Origin of the sequence: Streptomyces sp. NBC_01537, assembly GCF_045040445.1 — a bacterium.
In the GTDB taxonomy this organism is placed as follows: domain Bacteria; phylum Actinomycetota; class Actinomycetes; order Streptomycetales; family Streptomycetaceae; genus Actinacidiphila.
On sequence record NZ_CP109392.1, the window covers coordinates 2,591,978 to 2,610,352 of the forward strand.

An 18,375-nucleotide genomic window follows, 5' to 3' on the forward strand; every position below is an offset into this window, starting at 1 on the left:
GTCAGCCTGCCAGGGCCCGTACGGCGGCGGTCGCCAGGACCGCCGCCGCGACGACCACCAGGAACGGCGCGCGCAGCAGCAGGGCGACAGCGGCCGCGGCGAGGCCTGCGCAGCGGGCGTCCAGGACCAGGGTGCGGCTGCTCGTGCCGAAGGTCTGGATGGCGGTGAGCGCGGCCAGCAGGGCGACGGGCAGCAGGGCCGCGAGCCGCCGCACGAGCGGGCGCTCCAGGAAGCCGGCCGGGACGGACAGGCCGAGCAGTTTCACGGCGTAGCAGCCGAAGGCGGTGGCGCCGATGGCGATCCAGGTGGTCCAGGTGGTCATCGCGCCACCGCCAGCACCAGCGGGGCGGCCAGCGCCGCGACAAGGACCGGCACCCCGGCGGGCAGCAGTGGCAGGCACACCAGCGCGAGGAGCACGGCGAGCCCGGCGGCCGCTCGCTCCTGGCGGCTCCGCACCATGGGCGCGAGCAGGGCCAGGAACACCGCCGGACCGGCCGCGTCCAGCCCCCAGGCGCCGGGATCACCGAGCGCGGAGGCACCGAGGGCGCCGAGAAGCGTGGTGAGGTTCCACAGCCCGTACAGGCTCATGCCCGTGACGGTGAAGCCGAGCCGGGCGCCGGCGCGGTCCGGTTGTGCCAGGGCCACGGCCGAGGTCTCGTCGATCACCCAGTGCGCGGCCAGCGGGCGCACGGCGGGCGACAGCCGCAGCAGCTCGGACAGCCGAAGCCCGTAGAAGGCGTTGCGCACGCCGAGGAAGAACGCCCCGGCAGCGGCCGCCAGCGGGCTGCTGCCCGCGCCCAGGGCCCCCACCAGCGCGAACTGCGAGGCGCCGGTGAAGACGAGCAGGCTGAGCGCGCAGGTCTGCGCGACGCCGAGCCCGGCGCCCGCCGAGGTCACGCCGAAGGCGAAGCCGGACAGCCCCACCGCGATCCCCACACCCAGGGCGTCGCGGATCACGGCGGAGCGAGGCCGGGGCCTGCCGCTCGCCTCGGGCACTTCGGGCTCGTCGGGCTCATCGGACCTGTCGGGCTCTTCGGTTTCTTCGGGCTCTGTGGATGTCGCGGTCACGGACCCGACACTAAGGAGCGCGACCGGCCAGGTCTTGTACGTTCCTGCGCTCCCGCTGATACGCGCCCGGCGGCACGCCGACGATGCGCGTGAAGTGCCGGTTCAGGTGCGGCTGGTCGGTGAAACCGACCGCCACCGCGGTCTCCGCCGGTGCCCTGCCCGCCTCGAGCATCCGGCGCGCCGCCCGGACCCGCTCCCCGGTCAGCCAGGCGTGCGGCGGCAGCCCGTACGCCCGCCGGAAGGCACGCAGCAGCGCGAACGGGCTGGTGCCCACCTCCGCGGCCAGCTCGTCCAGGCTGGGCGGCGTGCTGATTCTCGCCTCCAGAAGCTCCCTGGCCCGCCGCGCTGCGAGCTCACCGGCCCCTGGCGGCCGGTGAGCTCGCCGGCGCCGCCCCCCAGCGGCGCAGCAGTCCTGCGGCGGCGAGCCGGAGGATGGAGTCCGCGGCGAGCGGGTTGTCGTACTCGGCTGCCCGGTGCACGTCCGCGATGAGCCGGGCGGACTCGGGGTCGTCGAGCAGCGACGTGGTGAACGACGGGGTGCCGCGGATCGCGGAGATCTCGGCGGCCACGTCGGCGATCACGCCGACCGCCGGGTAGAGCACTTTGTAGCTCCAGCCCTCGCCGGTGCCCGCGTGCGCGGTGTGCGGCGTCTCGGGGTTGATCAGAACGACGCTGCCCGCCCCGGCCTGTGCTTCTCCCTGCGGGAGGCCCACGACCTCGATTCCCCGGGTCACGGCGGCGATCACGTATCCGTCATGCGCATGGCGCGGGAAGGTGTGCTGTACGTAGTGCGCCCGCAGCAGGTCGACGCCGGGGAGCCCCGGGTGCGCCCAGTGGCGTGCGCGTTCCGCCGGCGCGGATGCAGACGCGGATGCGGGTGCGGGTGCCATGACTCCATTGTGCGGATCGCGCCTACGGCACGCCGTGCCGGCCGGATTGTCAGTGGGGCGAGGCAGGATGGAAGGCATGTCACGTCGGAGCGCACAGGGCAGCCCAGGAACGCCGGAGCCGCAGGACCCGGTGGCGGCTCTGGACGCCTTCTCGCCGGCGACGCGGGCGTGGTTCGCGGGAGCGTTCCGCGCGCCGACGGCGGCGCAGGCCGGGGCGTGGCGGGCGATCGCCGAGGAGTCGGACGTGCTGGTGGTGGCGCCGACGGGGTCGGGGAAGACGCTGGCGGCGTTCCTGGCGGCGCTGGACCGGCTGGCGGCCGGGCCGCCGCCCGCCGATTCCAAGCGGCGCTGCCGGGTGCTGTACGTGTCGCCGCTGAAGGCCCTGGCCGTGGACGTGGAGCGCAATCTCCGCAGCCCGCTGACGGGGCTGCGGCAGGAGTCCGTACGCCTGGGGCTGCCGGAGCCCGAGGTGCGGGTCGGGATCCGCTCGGGCGACACTCCGCCCGCCGAGCGGCGCGCGCTGGCGACGCGGCCGCCGGACATCCTGATCACGACGCCCGAGTCGCTGTTCCTGATGCTCACCTCCGCGACGCGGGACGCGCTGCGCGGCGTCGAGACCGTGATCCTCGACGAGGTGCACGCGGTCGCCGGGACCAAGCGCGGCGCGCATCTCGCGGTGTCGCTGGAGCGGCTGGACGAGTTGCTGGAGCGGCCCGCCCGCCGCATCGGGCTGTCGGCGACCGTACGGCCGGTGGACGAGGTGGCCCGCTTCCTGTCGCCGCAGCGCAAGGTGACGATCGTCCAGCCGCCCTCGGAGAAGCAGTTCGATCTCTCGGTCGTCGTTCCGGTGGAGGATCTGGGCGAGCTGGGCGGCTCCCCGGTTGCCAACGGCGGCGGGCACAGCGGGCCGGCGGCGGCCGGGGACGAGCGGCCGTCGATCTGGCCGCATGTGGAGGAGCGGATCGCGGACCTGGTGCAGGCGCACCGGTCGACGATCGTGTTCGCCAACTCCCGGCGCCTCGCGGAACGGCTGTGCAACCGGCTCAACGAGATCGCGTACGAGCGCGCCACGGGCGAGCCGCTGCCGGACACCGGCCGCCCGCCCGCCGAGATCATGGCCCAGTCCGGGGCCGCGCAGGGCGCGCCGCCCGTGCTGGCCCGCGCGCACCACGGGTCGGTGTCCAAGGAGCAGCGGGCGCTGGTCGAGGAGGATCTGAAGGCGGGCCGGCTGCCGGCCGTCGTGGCGACGTCCAGCCTGGAGCTGGGCATCGACATGGGCGCGGTGGATCTGGTCGTCCAGGTGGAGTCGCCGCCGTCCGTGGCCTCCGGGCTGCAGCGGGTCGGCCGGGCCGGGCACCAGGTCGGGGCGGTGTCCACGGGCGTGGTCTTCCCCAAGTACCGGGGCGATCTGGTGCAGTCGGCGGTGGTGACGGAACGCATGCGCATCGGCGCCATCGAGTCGCTGCGCGTGCCGTCCAACCCGCTGGATGTGCTGGCGCAGCAGCTGGTCGCGATGACCGCCCTCGACGTCTGGGACGTGGACGAGCTGCTGGCCGTCGTCCGCCGGGCCGCGCCCTTCGCGGGGCTGCCGCACTCCGCGTACACCGCCGTCCTGGACATGCTGGCCGGGCGCTATCCCTCCGACGCCTTCGCCGAGCTGCGCCCGCGCCTGGTCTGGGACCGGGTCGCCAACACGGTCACCGGCCGCCCAGGGGCGCAGCGGCTCGCGGTGACCTCGGGCGGCACGATCCCGGACCGGGGGCTGTTCGGGGTGTTCCTGGCCGGGGCCGACCCGAAGAAGGGCGGCGGCCGGGTCGGCGAGCTGGACGAGGAGATGGTGTACGAGAGCCGGGTCGGCGATGTCTTCACGCTCGGCACGACCTCGTGGCGGATCGAGGACATCACCCGCGACCGGGTCCTGGTCTCCCCCGCCCCCGGGGTGCCGGGCAGGCTGCCGTTCTGGAAGGGCGACCAGCTGGGCCGGCCGCTCGAACTCGGCCGCGCGGTGGGCGCGTTCCTGCGCGAGGTGGGCCGCCTGGCCCCGGAGCAGGCCCGGGAGCGGCTGGCGGCCGCAGGGCTGGACGCGTGGGCGACGGACAACGTCCTGGCTTATCTGGACGAGCAGCGCCGGGCCTGCGGCCATGTGCCGGACGACCGCACGATCGTGGTCGAGCGCTTCCGGGACGAGCTGGGCGACTGGCGGATCGTCGTCCACTCCCCCTTCGGCGCGCAGGTGCACGCCCCGTGGGCGCTCGCGCTCGGCGCGCGGCTGGCGGAGCGGTACGGATTCGACGCCCAGGTGATGCACGCCGACGACGGCATCGTGCTGCGGCTGCCCGACGCGGACATGCTGGGCATGGACCTGCTGGACATGGACATGCACATGGATCCGGCGAAGCAGGGCGCCGGGTTCGACACCGAGCAGTCACCGGTCGGGGCGGCCGATGTCGCCTTCGACAAGGGCGAGGTCGAGCAGCTGGTCACCGACCAGGTCGGCGGCTCGGCGCTGTTCGCGTCCCGTTTCCGCGAGTGCGCGGCCCGCGCGCTGCTGCTGCCGCGCCGCAGCCCCGGCAAGCGCACCCCGCTGTGGCAGCAGCGCCAGCGGGCCTCCCAACTGCTCCAGGTCGCCTCGGAGTTCGGGTCGTTCCCGATCGTCCTGGAGGCCGTCCGCGAGTGCCTTCAGGATGTCTTCGACGTGCCCGGCCTGGTCGAGCTGATGGGCGACATCGAGGCCCGCCGGGTGCGGCTGGTCGAGGTCACCACCCCCGAGCCCTCGCCCTTCGCTCGCTCGCTGCTCTTCGGCTACGTGGCGCAGTTCCTCTACGAGGGCGATTCGCCGCTGGCCGAGCGCCGCGCCGCCGCCCTGTCGCTGGACTCCCGGCTGCTGGCCGAGCTGCTGGGCCAGGCCGAGCTGCGCGAGCTGCTCGACGCCGATGTGCTGGTCGAGTTGGAGCAGGAGCTGCAGTGGCTGACCGAGGACCGCCGGGTCAAGGACGCGGAGGGTGTCGCCGACCTGCTGCGGATGCTCGGGCCGCTGACGGACGACGAGTTGGGCGCGCGGGGTGCCGAGCCGGGCTGGGCGCGGGCTCTGGAGTCGGCCCGCCGGGCGATCAGGGTGCGGATAGCGGGCGCGGAGCACTGGGCGGCGATCGAGGACGCCGGGCGGCTGCGGGACGCCCTCGGCACGGCGCTGCCGGTCGGCGTCCCCGAGGCATTCACCGAACCGGTCAAGGACCCGCTGGCCGACCTCCTCGCCCGGTACGCCCGCACCCACGGCCCCTTCACCTCCGCCGAGGCCGCCGGGCGCTTCGGCCTGGGCACCGCGGTGGCCGACGGCACCCTGCACCGGCTGGCGGCGCCCGGCCGGGTCGTCCAGGGCGAGTTCCGGCCCGGCGGGGCGGGGCACGAGTGGTGCGACGCGGGGGTCCTGCGGCGCCTGCGGCGGCGTTCGCTGGCCGCGCTGCGGCACGAGCTGGAGCCGGTGCCGCCGACCACCCTGGCCACATTCCTGCCGCAGTGGCAGCACGTGGGCACGCACGGCCTGCGCGGCCTCGACGGACTCGTACGGGCCGTGGAGCAGCTCCAGGGCGCGGCCGTGCCGGCCTCGGCGCTGGAGAAGCTGGTCCTCCCGGCCCGGGTGTCCGGCTACGCGCCCGCGATGCTGGACGAGCTGACGGCCTCCGGCGAGGTGCTGTGGGCGGGCGCCGGGGCGCTGCCGGGCAAGGACGGCTGGCTGTCGCTCTATCCGGCCGACTCCGCGCCGCTGCTGCTTCCGTCGGCGCAGCCGCTGGAGCTGTCGCCGCTGCACCGGGCCGTCCTGGATGCCCTGGGCGGGGGCTACGGGCTCTTCTTCCGCCAGATCGCCGACCACGTACGGGCCTCGGGCACCGACACGGCCGACCCCGAACTCGCCGACGCCGTCTGGGACCTGGCCTGGTCCGGCCGGCTCACCAACGACACCCTCGCCCCGCTGCGCGCCCTCCTCGGCTCGGGCCGCACCGCCGGCTCCACGGCCCACCGGGCCCCCCGCGCCGTCCCGCGCGGCCGCTACGGCTCCCTGGCCGGCCGCGCCCCGCGCGCCACGGCCTCCCGTACGGGCCCGCCCACCACGGCCGGCCGCTGGTCCCTGCTCCCGGCCGTCGAGCAGGACCCGACGCTGCGCGCCCACGCGCTCACCCATGTCCTGCTGGACCGGCACGGCGTCGTCACCCGGGGCGCGGTCGCCGCCGAGGGCATCGAGGGCGGCTTCTCCGCGGCCTATCGCGTACTGGCCGCCTTCGAGGAGACCGGCCAGGCCCGGCGTGGCTACGTCGTCGAGGGGCTCGGCGCGGCCCAGTTCGCCATGGACGGCGCCGTCGACCGCCTCCGCGCCCTCAGCACCACCCCCTTGGGTAAGGCCCCGGGCACCAGCACCGTCGTGCTCGCCTCCGCCGACCCCGCCAACGCGTACGGCGCCGCCCTGCCCTGGCCCGAGCAGCCGCCCGGCGTCACCCACCGGCCGGGGCGCAAGGCCGGCGCGCTCGTCGTCCTCGTCGACGGCGAGCTCACGCTCTACGTAGAGCGCGGCGGCAAGACACTGCTGGCGTGGCCCGGGGAGGGGGAGGAGGCCGACGGGCGGCTGCGGGCGGCGGTCGACGCGCTCGCCCTGGCCGTACGGGAGGGTGCGCTCGGGCGGCTCACGGTGGAGCGGACGAACGGGGAGTCCGCGCTCACCTCCGCGCTCGGCCGTGCGCTGGAAGCCTCCGGCTTCCATGCCACACCACGTGGCCTGCGACTGCGGGCCTAGCTGTATTGACCCGCAGGGTTGTTGACGCGGCTGATCGGGGGCTGGCCTTTGAGTGCGGTGTGGCTGCGATGGTGGTTGTAGCTGTGGAGGAAGTCTGTCAGGGCGGCTGTGCGCTGGTCGTTGCTGGTGTAGGGCTGTAGGTAGGCCCATTCGTCGAGCAGGGTGCGGTTGAAGCGTTCGACTTTGCCGTTGGTCTGGGGCCGGTAGGCGCGGGTGAGTTTGCCGGTCGCGTCCAGGTCGGTGAGGGCCTGCTTCCATTGGGTGCTTTTGCGGTAGGACCAGGCGTTGTCGGTCAGCACGCGTTCGATGCGGTGGATGCCGCAGGTGGTGAAGAAGGCGGCGGCCCGGCGGAGGAAGTCGGCGCAGGTGGCGGCTTTCTCGTCGGGGTGGATCTCGCTGTAGGCCAGGCGGGTGTGGTCGTCGACGGCGGAGTGGACGTAGTCGAAGCCGACGCCGGTCTTGGTGGCGCGGGAGGCCTGGCGGCCGAGTGTTTTGTGGCCGCCGCCGTCGGGGATCCGTCCGAGTTTCTTCACGTCCACGTGGATGAGCTCGCCGGGGCGGTCGCGTTCGTAGCGGCGGATGACCTGGCCGGTGGGGCGGTCCAGGAAGGCCAGGCGGTGCAGGCCGTGGCGGGTCAGGATGCGGTGCACGGTCGAGGCGGGCAGGCCCAGGATCGGGCCGATGCGGGCCGGGCCGAGCTTGCGCTCGCGGCGCAGACGGCAGACGTCCTGCTCGGTCGCGGCCGGGGTGCGGTGCGGGGTCGTGCGGGGACTGCTGGGCCGGTCGTGCAGGCCCGGCTCGCCCTCGGCCCGCCACCGGCGGACCCATTTGTGGGCGGTGGCGCGGGAGACACCCATCTCAGCGGCCACGTGGGCGACGGGCCGGCCCGAGGTGACACGCTCGACCAGCAGTCGCCTGCCGTGAACGGTCAGCCGGGCATTACGGTGGGACACGAAGACCTCCGGTGTGGTGCGGTCCTAGACAGCTCCACCACACCGGAGGTCTTCACCTTTGATCAAGCACGACACGTGTCAACAACGCTCGTGATCAATACACCTAGCGGGCGTAGCGGACGCGACGGCGGGCACGATGGGGGCATGCCCGAAGGAGACACCGTCTGGCTGACCGCGCGGCGCCTGAGCGACGCGCTCGCCGGCCACACCCTCACCCGCTTCGACCTACGCGTCCCGCAACTGGCCACCACCGACCTCACCGGCCGCCGGGTGGAGGCGGTGGTCCCCCGCGGCAAGCACATCCTGGCCCGTATCGAGGGCGGCGCCACCCTGCACTCGCACCTCATGATGGACGGCTCGTGGCACCTGTACGCCCCCGGCGAGCGCTGGCGCGGCGGGCCGCCGCATCAGGTGCGGGCGGTGCTGGGGACGGCGGAGCGAGTCGCGGTGGGGTACCGGCTGCCGGTGCTGGAGCTGGTGCCGACGGCGGAGGAGGACAGGGCCGTCGGGCATCTCGGGCCGGATCTGCTGGGCGTGGACTGGGATCCGGGCGAGGCGGTACGCCGACTCACGGCAGAGCCGGACCGCCCGCTGGGCGAGGCACTGCTCGACCAGCGGAATCTGGCGGGCCTGGGGAATGTGTACAAGTCCGAGCTGTGCTTCCTGCGCGGTGTCACCCCGTGGACGCCCGCCGCCGAAGTCCCCGCCCCCGAGCGGCTGGTGGCCCTGGCCAAGCGGCTGCTGGAGGCGAACAAGGCGCGCCCCGGCCACATCACCACCGGCGACACCCGCCGCGGCCGCACGCACTGGGTCTACGGCAGGGCCGACCGCCCCTGCCTGCGCTGCGGGACCGGCGTGCGGGTCGCGCAGCAGGGTCCGGCGGGCCAGGAGCGCGTGACGTACTGGTGCCCGCGGTGTCAGAGGGGTCCCACTCCGCCCACTATTTGACGTACCGTCAGTTCATGGCTGAACTCACCGGACGTACGGCCTTCGTCACCGGCGCCGCCAGCGGGATCGGCCGGGCCTCCGCCCTGCTGCTCGCCGGGGCCGGGGCCACCGTCGTCTGCGCGGACCGGGACGAGGCGGGCGCGCGGCAGACCGTGAAGCTGATCGCCGAGGCCGGCGGCACCGCGACCGCCCGCGCGCTGGATGTCACCGACAGCGCCGACACCGCAGAGGCCGTCCGCGAGACGGTCGGCTCCCATGGGCGGCTCGACATCCTGGCCGCCATCGCCGGGGTCATGCACAGCAGCTCCGTCCTGGACACGGAGGAGGCGGACCTGGACCGCGTTCTGGCCGTCAATTTCAAGGGCGTCCTGCACTGCGCCCGCGCGGCGGCCCGCGCGATGAAGCCGAACGGTTCCGGCTCGATCATCACCATGGCCTCCGGCGCGATCGACACCGGCGGGAGCGGCCTGCTCTGCTACAGCGTCTCCAAAGCCGCCGTCGTCCAGCTGACGAAGACCCTGGCCACCGAGCTCGGCCCGTACGGCATCCGCGCCAACGCCATCGCCCCCGGCTTCGTACGGACCCCCATGACCGCGGGATCGGACCGGGAGCAGGCCATGGCACGCGCCACGCCCCTGGGCCGCGTGGGCGACCCAGGGGACGTGGCGGGCAGTGTGCTCTTCCTCGCCTCCGACCACTCAGCGTTCATGACGGGCCAGATCCTGCGGCCGAACGGCGGAGTGGCCATGCCGTGGTAGGTACCGAAGAGGCTTTCTGGGCCCGGGCACCCGCCCGGACACGCGGGCCGGTGACTCCGACCGGGTGACGGAGTGCAGCGGGATGAGGCTGAGGCCCCAGCCGCCGGCGGCCAGGAGGCCCTCGACGGGGCCTGTCCGGTCGGGGGCGACGGCGAACCGCAGGGCGGCCCACCACCAGAAGGCGCCCGCGAGGAGGGCTGTCGCCAGGCGGACCGGCCGCCGGGCCCGAAGGGTCCACGTGTACAGAATCCGGAGAGCGCGCATAGCCGCCTCCTTCGGTACCCCGAGAGGTGCGGCGGGGAACCCCCAAGACTTCCCCGGTACGCCAGGACCGATGCCCGCCCGGCAAGATCGCTAGACCTTTACGGCCGACCGCACCCGATCCTTCACCCGATCGGGTCAGAAGCGCCGTCACCGGCTTGACGCGTCAGACATTCAGGCACTGAGACCTTCAGACGTTCTCCGCCTGGAACATCCAGTGGTACTTCTCAAGATCCGCCGTGAGCCCGATCAGGATGTCCTGCGAGACCGGGTCCGGCTCGTCCGTGGCGTCGATCCGCTCGCGCATCCGCGCGATCACCGCGCCCAGCGCCTCGACCAGGATCTCCACGACCTGGGTGTCCTTGACCCAGCCGTCCGTGACGGTGTCGATGCCGCTGGTCTTGGCCACGGTGCCGGCCCGGCCGTCCGGGGTGACCCCGATGGCGGCGGCGCGCTCCGCGACGGTGTCGGCGTGCGTACGGGCCAGGGTGACGACCTCGTCGAGCTGCAGGTGGACCGAGCGGAAGCGCGGGCCGATGACATTCCAGTGAACCTGCTTGGCCACCAGCGAGAGGTCTATCAGATCCACCAGGGTGCCCTGCAGGGCCTCACCGGTGATCTTGCGGTCGGGCGGGGACAGGGTGCTCGTGACGACGGTCATACCAGTGCCTCCAGTCGGAAAACGCACGGGTTGTTACGGATTCTCCGCAACAACCTCATTTACGCCTGCCCACTCGGCACACCGCAAACGCAGGAAACACAAGAAACACAGGGCCCCGGCCGGCATCGCCGACCGGGGCCCGTGCGCAAGACCCAGCAAGACCCACTTCGCCACTCAGGCCGCGACGACGTCCACGGCCTCGGCGGGCGCCTTCGGCGCCTTGATGGTGACCCGTTCCTCCGGACGACCGGCGGACGGTACGGACGTGACCGCGCCCAGCAGCGGCCGCACAGGCGCGGCAGCGGACCCGGAAGCCGCCGACTCCGCCAGCTCGGCAAGCGACAGATCGTCGCTGACCTCCCGCATCACCTCGGACATCGGGACATCCAAGGCGTCGCAGATCGCGGAGAGCAGTTCGGAGGAGGCCTCCTTCTGTCCCCGTTCGACCTCCGACAAGTAGCCCAGGGAGACCCGGGCGGACGAGGAGACCTCACGTAGGGTGCGGCCCTGGCGTTGGCGCTGCCGACGCAGCACGTCACCAAGCAGGCGACGGAGCAGAATCATCGGTGGCTCCCTCCTCGGACCGCGATATCGCAACCTTCTCGCCCCACCGTACCGCCTCGGGCCTCGGCCGTGCGGGGAGCGATGACGTGTTCACTCAGGGCTGCAAACATCCCTTCCCCCCACTGTCTTCCCTATCCTTCGCCCTTGGCGATTCGCCAGGAGTTTCCAAGCCTGACACAAGTGAGTGCTCCAGGAGGTCCAGAGCGACGCTCACGGTCCGTGCCCGGATCCCCGCCCTGTCCCCGCTCAGCAGCAGGCCCCTGGCCTCCAGGAAGCCCTCCGGTCCGGCCACCGCCACGTACACCGTCCCGACCGGCTTGCCGTCCTGCGGGTCCGGCCCGGCGACCCCCGTGGTGGCCAGGCCCCAGTCGGCGCCCAGGCGGCTCCGTACGCCTGCCGCCATCTCGCGGGCGACCCGCGGGTCGACGGCGCCGTGCTCGGCCAGCAGGGCCGGGTCCACGTCCAGCAGGCGCGCCTTGAGTTCGGTGGCGTACGCCGTCACCGAGCCCCGGAAGCTCCGCGAGGCGCCGGGCACCGCGGTGAGCCGGGCGGCGACCAGGCCGCCGGTCAGCGACTCGGCGACGGCCAGCGTGGCGCCGCGCTCATCGAGCAGCCGCAGCACCGCGGCCGCGGTGTCCGTCATGGCCGCTGCTCCTGCCGGGCGGCCAGCCCGGCGCGGCGCAGCACCACGGCCTGGCGGACGTAGTCGAGCCCGGACCAGACGGTGAGGATCACGGCCGCGCCCATGATCACCGCGCGCAGCGTGGCCAGCGGCCCGGTGAGGGCGAGGATGTACATGCCGACGGCGATGCCCTGGGTGAGCGTCTTGAGCTTGCCGCCGCGGTTGGCCGGGATGACGCCCCATCGGATGACCCAGAAGCGCATCAGTGTGATGCCGATCTCACGTACGAGGATGACGACGGTGACCCACCACGGCAGGTCGCCCAGCGCCGAGAGCCCGACCAGGGCCGCGCCCATGATGGCCTTGTCGGCGATCGGGTCGGCGATCTTGCCGAAGTCGGTCACCAGGCCGTAGCGGCGGGCCAGCTCGCCGTCGAACAGATCCGTGATCATGGCGACGGCGAAGGCCGCCCACGCGAAGGAACGCCAGGCGGGGTCGTGCCCGCCCTCGTGCACGAGCAGCAGGACGAAGCCGGGCACCAGCAGCAGCCGCACCATCGTGAGGATGTTGGCGATGTTCCACAGCCCGGCCTTGGGGGCCGCGGGAGCGACCGGCGCGGGACGGTGGTTGCCGGCGGCGGACGCGGGTACTCCGGTCATCTGCCCGCCTCCTCCGGCTCCGTACAGGAGGACACGAGCGAGGAGGACGTCAGCGGCTCGGCGACCAGATCGACGCCCTCGGTGTCCACGACCTTCGCGGAGACGATGGAACCCGGCTCCAGGCCCTCCCAGGACGTCAGGACGACCTGGCCGTCGGTCTCCGGCGCCTGGTGCTCGCCCCGGCCGGCCGCCTCGCCCTCCTCCTCGTCGATGCTCTCCACCAGGACCCGGATCTCCGAGCCCAGCCGCTCCTCGGCCCGCTGCGCGGTCAGCTCCTCGGCCAGCCGGGAGACCCGCGCCAGCCGCTCCGCGACCAGGTCCACGTCGAGCTTGCCGTCGTACGTGGCCGCCTCCGTGCCGTCCTCGTCGGAGTACCCGAAGACGCCGATCGCGTCCAGCCGCGCCGAGGACAGGAACCGCTCCAGCTCCTCCAGGTCCGCCTCGCTCTCGCCGGGGAAGCCGACGATGAAGTTGGACCGCACACCCGCCTCGGGGGCCTTGCCGCGGATCGTGTCCAGCAGTTCCAGGAAGCGCTCGGTGTCACCGAAACGGCGCATGGCCCGCAGCACGCCCGGCGCCGAGTGCTGGAAGGACAGGTCGAAGTACGGCATGACCTTGGGCGTGGAGGTCAGCACGTCGATGAGCCCGGGCCGCATCTCGGCGGGCTGCAGGTAGCTGACCCGGATCCGCTCGATGCCGTCCACGGCGGCGAGCTCCGGCAGCAGCGTCTCCAGCAGGCGGATGTCGCCGAGGTCCTTGCCGTACGAGGTGTTGTTCTCGCTGACGAGCATGACCTCCTTGACGCCCTGCTCGGCCAGCCAGCGGGTCTCGCCCAGCACATCGGAGGGGCGGCGGGAGATGAACGAGCCCCGGAAGGACGGGATCGCGCAGAAGGAGCAGCGGCGGTCGCAGCCAGACGCGAGCTTGACCGAGGCGACCGGGCTGCTGTCCAGGCGGCGGCGCAGCGGCGCGCGCGGCCCGGAGGCGGGGGCGAGGCCGTCGGGAAGGTCCTCGGGAGCCTGTCCCGGAGCCGGAGCCTGAGCCGGAACGGCCGCCTGCGCGTGCCCCGGAAGCGCCACGCCTTCGGCGCCCTGCCGCTGGGCCGGGCTGATCGGCAGCAGCTTGCGCCGGTCGCGCGGGGTGTGGGGGGCGTGGACGCCGCCGGCCAGGATCGTCCGGAGCCGGTCGGAGATGTCCGCGTAGTCGTCGAAGCCGAGTACGCCGTCCGCCTCCGGCAGCGCCTCGGCGAGCTCCTTGCCGTACCGCTCCGCCATGCAGCCGACGGCGACGACGGCCTGGGTGCGGCCCTGGCTCTTGAGGTCATTGGCCTCAAGGAGGGCGTCCACGGAGTCCTTCTTGGCGGCGTCGACGAAGCCGCAGGTGTTGACGACGGCGACATCGGCGTCGCCGGCATCGTCCACGAGCTGCCAGCCGTCCGCCGCCAGACGGCCGGCGAGCTCCTCGGAGTCCACCTCATTGCGGGCGCAGCCGAGCGTGACAAGAGCGACGGTACGGGGTTCGGGCATGACCTCAGCCTACTTTGTCGGGCCCGCTCCCCCGTCCGTGGCTCCGGTCGGATCAGCCCGCTTCCGGATCGCCCGGTGTGAAGTTGAGCCGTACGACCTGGCCGGGGTCGCCGGCGGGGCCCAGGTCCTTGCCGTTGACGAACAAGGTGACGGCGCCGGCGTTGCCGACGATCAGGTTGATCTTCTTCTCGTCGGTGAAGGTCATGGACTGGCCGGCCGGCAGCGTGTTCTGGTAGAGCGAGCGGCCGTTGCTGTCGGTCACCGAGATCCAGCTCTTGCTGCCCTCGGCAGACAGCTTCACCGTGACCTTGTCGGCCGGAGCCGCCGCGATCGCGCTGTCGGACTGCTCGGGGGTGGGGTCGGGGCTGGTCGTCTTCTGCGACGGACTGGACTTCGTCGACGCGCTGGCCACCGCCGACGGCTTGCCGGCCACCGCCTGCTGATCGCCGTCACTGCCGCCGTTGAAGATCGTGAAGCCGACGAAGCCGACGACCGCGACGATCGCCGCGACCATGGCCGCCGTCCAGTTCGGCCGGCGCGGCTCGGAGCGGATCCGTTCGGCCTCGTACACCGGGGCCACCGGCCGGGCCGCCTGGCTGCCGCCGTGCTCGGCGGAGTACTGCTCCACCAGCGGTTCGGGGTCGAGGCCGACGGCGCGGGCGATGGTGCGGATGTGACCGCGGGCGTAGACGTCGCCACCGCAGCGGGAGAAGTCGTCCTGCTCGATGGCGTGCACGATGGGGGCGCGTACGCGGGTGCTGCTGCTGACCTCGTCGACGGTGAGACCGGCGTCGAGGCGGGCCTGGGCAAGGGCGCGACCGACCGTTGGACGGTCGTCGGATGGCGGGTTGCCGATGGACACGAGGGCGCCTTTCGAGCGTGTAGCCACCTGCTGGAGACTCAGTCTAGGGGGGTTCGTAAAGGGAGGGGCAAGCGGGCGGGCGTTGTTTGTCCGCCATCAGGATTGCCGTCTCGCCCGGCGCCGATGACAGTCGGCCATACGCCTTCCTCCTGCAATAACTTGACGTACGAGCAGGAGAAACGGTTGCCCCCTGCCTTCTTACGAGTGAGCCACAGATGGGCTACGAACAGGCCACGAAACGGCCTAGTCCCCGCTGCCCCCGCCGCGGATAACGGCGAGCACCCCGTCCATCTCGTCGGGCTTCACCAGAACATCGCGGGCCTTCGATCCCTCGCTCGGACCGACGATCCCGCGCGATTCCATCAGGTCCATCAACCTGCCCGCTTTCGCGAAGCCCACACGCAGCTTGCGCTGCAGCATCGAAGTCGAGCCGAACTGCGTCGAGACCACCAGCTCCGCCGCCTGGCACAGCAGGTCCAGGTCGTCGCCGATCTCCTCGTCGATCTCCTTCTTCGGACCGCTGCCGACCACCACGTCCTCGCGGTATGTCGGATTCAGCTGTGCCTTGCAGTGGTCCACCACCAGGGCGATCTCGGTCTCGGTGATGTACGCGCCCTGCATCCGGATCGGCTTGTTCGCACCCATCGGCAGGAACAGCGCGTCACCCTTTCCGATGAGCTTCTCGGCCCCCGCCTGGTCCAGGATCACCCGGCTGTCCATCAGCGACGAGGTCGCGAAGGCCAGCCTCGACGGCACGTTCGCCTTGATCAGACCCGTCACCACGTCCACGCTCGGCCGCTGCGTCGCCAGCACCAGGTGGATGCCCGCGGCCCGCGCCAGCTGCGTGATCCGGACGATCGAGTCCTCCACGTCGCGCGGGGCCACCATCATCAGGTCCGCCAGCTCGTCCACGATCACCAGCAGATACGGATACGGCGTCAGCTCGCGCTCGCTGCCCTCCGGCGTCTTCGCCTTGCCCGACCGCACCGCCGCGTTGAAGTCGTCGATGTGCCGGAAGCCGTACGCCGCCAGGTCGTCGTAGCGCAGGTCCATCTCCCGTACGACCCACTGCAGCGCTTCCGCCGCCCGCTTGGGGTTGGTGATGATCGGCGTGATCAGATGCGGGATCCCCTCGTACGCGGTCAGCTCCACCCGCTTGGGGTCGACCAGCACCATCCGCACCTCGTCCGGGGTGGCCCGCACCAGGATCGAGGTGATCAGGCCGTTGATGCAGGACGACTTGCCGGCGCCGGTGGCGCCGGCGACGAGCATGTGCGGCATCTTGGCGAGGCTGTCCAGGACATAGCCGCCCTCGACGTCCTTGCCGAAGGCCACCGTCATCGGGTGCTCCATGCCCTGCGCGTCGGCCGAGCGCAGCACATCGCCCAGCATGACCAGTTCACGGTCGCTGTTGGGGATTTCGATGCCGACCGCCGACTTCCCCGGGATCGGGCTGATGATCCGTACGTCCGGGCTGGCCACGGCGTACGCGATGTTCTTCGCCAGCGCCGTGATCCGCTCGACCTTGACCGCCTGGCCGAGCTCGACCACATACCGGGTCACCGTCGGCCCCCGGGTGAAGCCGGTGACCTGGGCGTCGACCTTGAACTGGGAGAAGACGTCCCGTAGCTGGTCGGCCACCAGGTCATTGGCGGCGGTACGGGTCCGGCCCGGCCCGCCCCGCTCCAGCAGGTCCAGCGAGGGCAGGGAGTACGTGATGTCGCCGGACAGCTGCAACTGCTCGGCGCGCGGCGGCAGCGGCTCGCCCTCGGCGGGCCCCGGCTGCTTCGTCAGGTCCGCGACGGCACCCGACGGCGACGCCGCCGCCACGGGCTCCGCCGCCGCTTCCCGGGCGGCCGGCACCGGAGTCTTCATCAGCCCCGCGACGAGCGGCGAGGGCTGCACCCCGTACATGACCGCGCCGTCCAGATCGGCCGCCGCTGCGGCGGCCACATCGACGGCGTCGAACCCGAACTCCTCGGGCTCGTCCTCCCTGGGCTCCCTGGGCTCCTTGGGGCGCTTCGTACGCTGCCGGCGCGGCTTCGGCTCCAGCTCGGCCCGCTCGGCCTGCTGGTCCGGCTCGAAGAACTCCCCCAGCGCCACATCGTCGCCCTCGGGCTCGGGCGCCTCCAGCAGCCGCAGCCACATGCCCAGCTCCCGCAGCCGCTGCGGAATGGCCGCGACCGGGGTCGCCGTCACCACCAGGAGCCCGAAGAACGTCAGCAGCCCGAGCAGGGCCACCGCCAGCGGCCTGCCGACCGTGAACACCAGCGGTGCCGATGCGCCCCAGCCAATCAGCCCGCCCGCGTTCCGGATCGCCTCCGCGCCCTGACCGCGCCCGGGTGAGCCGCAGCCGATGTGGACCAGTCCGAGCACGCCCACCACCAGCGTGGACAGGCCGATGACGATACGTCCGTTGGCGTCGTTCTGCTCCGGGTGCCGCATGAGCCGCAGCACCACGATCCCGATCAGGACCGGCACCAGCAGATCCAGCCGCCCGAATGTCCCGGTCACCAATATCTGGACCAGGTCCCCGACGGGCCCCTTCAGATCCGAGTACGTGCCCACCGCGACCACCAGCGCGAGGCCCAGCAGCAGCAGCGCCAGGCCGTCCTTGCGATGCGCCGGATCCAGCCCCTTGGCGCCACGCCCTATCCCCCGGAACAGCGCGCCCACCCCATGGGCCAGTCCCAGCCACACAGCCCGTACGAGCCGGTACACGCCGCCGGTCGGCGAAGGCGCGGGCTTGGGCGGCGGTGCGGCCGCCTTCTTGGCAGCCGCCTTCTTCGCGGGGGGCCGCTTCGCGGCAGTCTTCTTGGCCGCAGGCTTGGCGGCAGCCTTCTTGGCGGTGCCGGACGTACGTGAGGCCATGATGCTGAGGTTACCGCCGAAGACGGAAAGGGACACGCGTGCCCATTGATACCCCCGTTCGTGTCGCCGGGGCTGTCGCAGGGCCCAGGCGACCTGAGGGTCAACTCACCGGCCGTTCGCCGCTGAACCGCGCAGAATCGCTCGGATCCGCTCCGAACCGTCAGTCGGCCGACGGCAACTTCGCGCCACCGGCCCCGGAACCCGGCTCCAGCGCGTCCAACGCACGCCGCAAACCGTTGAGCTTGCGCTCCAGATGGGCCGCCGTGGCCACCGCCGCCGTGTCCGTGGACTCGTCCAGCTGCTTGGACAGCGCCTCCGCCTGCTCCTCGACCGCCGCGAGCCGCGCGGAGAGCTCGGCGAGCAGCCCGACCGCCTCCTTGGCGGCCGCACCCGCGCCGTTGGACGAGCCGGACCGGCCGCTGCGGTCGTCGCCTGCCCGGTCGCCGCCGCCGGAACCGTCGCGCTCGAGCTGGAGCCGCAGCAGCGCGGCCTGCTCCCGCAACTGGCAGTTCTTCATGTACAGCTCGACGAAGACGGAGACCTTGGCGCGCAGCACCCACGGGTCGAACGGCTTGGAGATGTAGTCGACCGCGCCCGCCGCGTACCCCCGGAAGGTGTGGTGGGGACCGTGGTTGATGGCGGTCAGGAAGATGATCGGGATGTCCCGGGTCCGTTCGCGCCGCTTGATGTGCGCGGCCGTCTCGAACCCGTCCATGCCCGGCATCTGGACATCGAGCAGGATCACCGCGAAGTCATCGGTGAGCAGCGCTTTGAGCGCTTCCTCCCCGGACGATGCCCGCACCAGCGTCTGATCGAGCGCGGAGAGGATGGCCTCCAGCGCCAGCAGATTCTCCGGCCGGTCATCGACCAGGAGGATCTTGGCCTTCTGCACCATGGCCCGTCCTCCTCGCCCCGGCATCACGCCGGGAGCCGCCCCCAGGGACGA

14 protein-coding genes and 1 pseudogene are annotated in these 18,375 nt (G+C 72.5%); 3 read left to right on the plus strand and 12 right to left on the minus strand.

Annotated features, from left to right (window positions below):
* Position 1 precedes the first annotated feature (1 nt).
* The 3 genes and pseudogenes from OG607_RS11980 to OG607_RS11990 all read right to left on the minus strand — a co-directional run bounded on the left by OG607_RS11980 (position 2) and on the right by OG607_RS11990 (position 1,958).
* Positions 2-322: an AzlD domain-containing protein gene (locus tag OG607_RS11980; protein ID WP_405722370.1), complete on the minus strand. Its 321-nt coding sequence runs from the start codon at positions 320-322 to the stop codon at positions 2-4.
* Positions 319-996: an AzlC family ABC transporter permease gene (locus tag OG607_RS11985; protein ID WP_405736701.1), complete on the minus strand. Its 678-nt coding sequence runs from the start codon at positions 994-996 to the stop codon at positions 319-321. Before OG607_RS11985 ends, OG607_RS11980 begins: the two co-directional genes overlap by 4 nt.
* Positions 997-1,078: 82 nt before the next feature.
* A pseudogene (locus OG607_RS11990) lies at positions 1,079-1,958 on the minus strand (AraC family ligand binding domain-containing protein).
* 76 nt (positions 1,959-2,034) lie between these two features.
* Between OG607_RS11990 and OG607_RS11995 the strand changes: the two are divergent.
* Positions 2,035-6,744, plus strand: a complete 4,710-nt coding sequence (locus OG607_RS11995) for a DEAD/DEAH box helicase (protein WP_405722372.1) — start codon at positions 2,035-2,037, stop codon at positions 6,742-6,744.
* Here the strand turns inward: OG607_RS11995 and OG607_RS12000 are convergent.
* Positions 6,741-7,697 (minus strand): IS481 family transposase, encoded by a 957-nt coding sequence (locus OG607_RS12000; protein ID WP_405722375.1) that lies wholly within the window; start codon positions 7,695-7,697, stop codon positions 6,741-6,743. The genes OG607_RS11995 and OG607_RS12000 overlap by 4 nt on opposite strands.
* 144 nt (positions 7,698-7,841) lie before the next feature.
* Between OG607_RS12000 and OG607_RS12005 the strand changes: the two genes are divergently transcribed.
* Positions 7,842-8,645, plus strand: coding sequence for a DNA-formamidopyrimidine glycosylase family protein (locus OG607_RS12005; RefSeq protein ID WP_405722378.1), 804 nt, complete (start codon positions 7,842-7,844; stop codon positions 8,643-8,645).
* A gap of 14 nt (positions 8,646-8,659) precedes the next feature.
* Complete coding sequence (locus tag OG607_RS12010; RefSeq protein WP_405722380.1) at positions 8,660-9,403, plus strand: SDR family NAD(P)-dependent oxidoreductase; 744 nt, start codon at positions 8,660-8,662, stop codon at positions 9,401-9,403.
* Positions 9,404-9,854: 451 nt separating this feature from the next.
* Here OG607_RS12010 and OG607_RS12015 read toward each other — a convergent pair whose 3' ends face one another.
* From OG607_RS12015 to OG607_RS12050, 8 genes are all read right to left on the minus strand, one after another.
* Complete coding sequence (locus tag OG607_RS12015) at positions 9,855-10,325, minus strand: Dps family protein (protein WP_405722382.1); 471 nt, start codon at positions 10,323-10,325, stop codon at positions 9,855-9,857.
* 174 nt (positions 10,326-10,499) lie between these two features.
* Positions 10,500-10,889 (minus strand): helix-turn-helix transcriptional regulator, encoded by a 390-nt coding sequence (locus tag OG607_RS12020; RefSeq protein ID WP_329311730.1) that lies wholly within the window; start codon positions 10,887-10,889, stop codon positions 10,500-10,502.
* 94 nt (positions 10,890-10,983) lie between these two features.
* Positions 10,984-11,532, minus strand: coding sequence for a CinA family protein (locus OG607_RS12025; protein ID WP_405722384.1), 549 nt, complete (start codon positions 11,530-11,532; stop codon positions 10,984-10,986).
* On the minus strand, positions 11,529-12,170 hold the full coding sequence (gene pgsA / locus OG607_RS12030) for a CDP-diacylglycerol--glycerol-3-phosphate 3-phosphatidyltransferase (protein ID WP_405722386.1): 642 nt from the start codon (positions 12,168-12,170) through the stop codon (positions 11,529-11,531). The genes OG607_RS12025 and pgsA overlap by 4 nt, the downstream gene beginning before the upstream one ends.
* Complete coding sequence (rimO, locus tag OG607_RS12035; RefSeq protein WP_405722387.1) at positions 12,167-13,696, minus strand: 30S ribosomal protein S12 methylthiotransferase RimO; 1,530 nt, start codon at positions 13,694-13,696, stop codon at positions 12,167-12,169. Before rimO ends, pgsA begins: the two co-directional genes overlap by 4 nt.
* 52 nt (positions 13,697-13,748) lie before the next feature.
* On the minus strand, positions 13,749-14,558 hold the full coding sequence (locus OG607_RS12040) for a helix-turn-helix domain-containing protein (RefSeq protein WP_405722389.1): 810 nt from the start codon (positions 14,556-14,558) through the stop codon (positions 13,749-13,751).
* A 243-nt stretch (positions 14,559-14,801) separates the two neighbouring features.
* Complete coding sequence (locus OG607_RS12045; protein WP_405722391.1) at positions 14,802-17,429, minus strand: DNA translocase FtsK; 2,628 nt, start codon at positions 17,427-17,429, stop codon at positions 14,802-14,804.
* A 160-nt stretch (positions 17,430-17,589) separates the two neighbouring features.
* A complete protein-coding gene (locus tag OG607_RS12050) occupies positions 17,590-18,324 on the minus strand; it encodes a two-component system response regulator (protein ID WP_405736704.1) in 735 nt (244 codons plus the stop codon).
* Positions 18,325-18,375 lie beyond the last annotated feature (51 nt).

Coding starts and splice junctions, on each gene's coding strand:
- OG607_RS11980 (WP_405722370.1), bottom strand. CDS start 322: ATGACCACCTGGACCACCTGGATCGCCATCGGCGCCACCGCCTTCGGC.
- OG607_RS11995 (WP_405722372.1), top strand. CDS start 2,035: ATGTCACGTCGGAGCGCACAGGGCAGCCCAGGAACGCCGGAGCCGCAG.
- OG607_RS12005 (WP_405722378.1), top strand. CDS start 7,842: ATGCCCGAAGGAGACACCGTCTGGCTGACCGCGCGGCGCCTGAGCGAC.
- OG607_RS12010 (WP_405722380.1), top strand. CDS start 8,660: ATGGCTGAACTCACCGGACGTACGGCCTTCGTCACCGGCGCCGCCAGC.
- OG607_RS12015 (WP_405722382.1), bottom strand. CDS start 10,325: ATGACCGTCGTCACGAGCACCCTGTCCCCGCCCGACCGCAAGATCACC.
- OG607_RS12020 (WP_329311730.1), bottom strand. CDS start 10,889: ATGATTCTGCTCCGTCGCCTGCTTGGTGACGTGCTGCGTCGGCAGCGC.
- OG607_RS12025 (WP_405722384.1), bottom strand. CDS start 11,532: ATGACGGACACCGCGGCCGCGGTGCTGCGGCTGCTCGATGAGCGCGGC.
- pgsA (WP_405722386.1), bottom strand. CDS start 12,170: ATGACCGGAGTACCCGCGTCCGCCGCCGGCAACCACCGTCCCGCGCCG.
- rimO (WP_405722387.1), bottom strand. CDS start 13,696: ATGCCCGAACCCCGTACCGTCGCTCTTGTCACGCTCGGCTGCGCCCGC.
- OG607_RS12045 (WP_405722391.1), bottom strand. CDS start 17,429: ATGGCCTCACGTACGTCCGGCACCGCCAAGAAGGCTGCCGCCAAGCCT.
- OG607_RS12050 (WP_405736704.1), bottom strand. CDS start 18,324: ATGGTGCAGAAGGCCAAGATCCTCCTGGTCGATGACCGGCCGGAGAAT.